The sequence below is a fragment of the Labrys sp. WJW genome (assembly GCF_001676615.1).
Lineage (GTDB): Bacteria > Pseudomonadota > Alphaproteobacteria > Rhizobiales > Labraceae > Labrys > Labrys sedimenti.
Genome location: NZ_LYXZ01000114.1, coordinates 1 through 1,136 on the forward strand (window position 1 = coordinate 1; position 1,136 = coordinate 1,136).

The following is a 1,136-nucleotide window of genomic DNA, read 5'->3' on the forward strand; positions in this document are numbered from 1 at the left end:
CCGGCAACTGTAGTTGAGCGAGTGTCAGGCCTTGAACGGGGCCTGATCGCGCAAGATTGCATTGAGAGTGATGAGGATCTTTCGGGCCAAGGCGATGAGAGCCAGTTTAGGAGGCTTTCCGGCTTGTCGCAGTGCGCGATAAGTTTGGGCGAAGTTGGATTTGGATCGGCTGGCTGAAACAGCAGCCATGTAGAGGGCCTGGCGCACGCGTCGTCTGCCGCCGATGACTTTGCGTGTGCCGCGCATGAGGCCGCTATCGCGATTGAAGGGAGCCAGGCCTGCCAAGGCGGCGATGGTCTTGGGCGAGCGTTGGCCAAGTTCGGGCAGGAGAGCCAGCAGGGTCGTGGAAATGACCTTGCCGATGCCTGGAGTGGAGCACATGAGTTGGCGCCTTTGCTCAAGGCTGTCATGGCGGGCAATGAGGCGAGTGATATGCTGGTCGAGGCTGGCAATGGCGGCCTCCAGCCAGGCGAGATGGTCCAGGAGGCTGTCGCGGATCTGGGCCATGTCGGCTTGAGCCAGGCGCGTCAGTTCCTGCTTGCGGGTGGCGACGAACTGGTCGCGGCGCTTGTGCAGCAAGGCCAGTTGCTGGCGGTGGGGATCATCGGCAGGGTCGGCTTGCAGGTTGAGGCACTGGGCCATGGCGGCGAGCATGCGGGCGTCGATGGCGTCGGTCTTGGCCAGCAGGCCGATGGACTTGGCAAAGTCGCGGGCACGGGCCGGATTGATGCGGACAAGGGACAGTTGCAGGCTGGCCAGAGCCGTACGCAACGGCCCATCATAAGGCCCGGTCGCTTCGAAGGCGACGAGCTTGATTGGATCGGCTCGCAAGCGCTCGAAAGTCGAGGTGATCGCCTGTGGGGTGTTGTCGATGCGCTCGACATGCTGGGTGGTGGCATTGAAAATGTCGAGATGGTGTTTGGAGACATCGATCCCGATGAAGCCAGGGTGTATGATCATCGCGCCTATCCCTGTGCTACGAGGTCCGGTGGTGCGGCCTCGATCAACTGTTCAGGTTGGGTACTCGAACGCGGGCGAGGACCAAGCCGGAAAACGGCCTTAACGGGCCGGGGTGCACACGGTCTCTCGCCCGCACCCATCCTGACACATTCCAACTACACAGGGTGCACGGGCAT

1 protein-coding gene is annotated in these 1,136 nt (G+C 62.1%); it reads right to left on the bottom strand.

Annotation, left to right across the window (positions count from 1 at the left end; all coding sequences use genetic code 11):
- Nucleotides 1–24: 24 nt before the first annotated feature.
- Nucleotides 25–960 (bottom strand): IS110 family transposase, encoded by a 936-nt coding sequence (locus tag BA190_RS34850; protein WP_146126830.1) that lies wholly within the window; start codon nt 958–960, stop codon nt 25–27.
- Nucleotides 961–1,136: the final 176 nt, after the last annotated feature.

What these genes read in the sequence shown, in the direction of transcription:
- BA190_RS34850 (WP_146126830.1), bottom strand. Translation starts at nt 960, where the DNA reads ATGATCATACACCCTGGCTTCATCGGGATCGATGTCTCCAAACACCAT.